We start from the raw sequence: 221 nt of genomic DNA, 5'->3' as shown, positions 1-221 counted from the left end.
GGCCCTCCAGCGCCTGCTCGCTCAACCGCAGGTTCACGGCTTGCTCGCCCAGTGAGGCGATCAGGTAGGTGCTCAGGCGTCGGTACAGCAAGCGATCGGCGCTGCCCGGCACACCCGCCGACAAGCCCTGGCGCCCCAGTTGCCCGAGCCAGGCCAGCGCACCAGCCGTATTGCCGGGGCTGTGTTGCGCGAGCTGGTCCAGATGGCTGTCCACCCGGCCG

General features: G+C 70.6%; 1 protein-coding gene. It reads right to left on the bottom strand.

Annotated elements, in window-relative coordinates; translation table 11 throughout:
• Nucleotides 1–221, bottom strand: a 221-nt coding sequence (locus IAE34_RS24235) for a hypothetical protein (protein ID WP_200141486.1), incomplete at both ends; no start/stop codon positions are given.

The sequence above is a fragment of the Pseudomonas sp. S30 genome, assembly GCF_016518545.1.
In the GTDB taxonomy this organism is placed as follows: Bacteria; Pseudomonadota; Gammaproteobacteria; order Pseudomonadales; family Pseudomonadaceae; genus Aquipseudomonas.
Note: the sequence above shows the minus strand (reverse complement) of the source record. Positions and strands in the feature narration are given on the sequence as shown.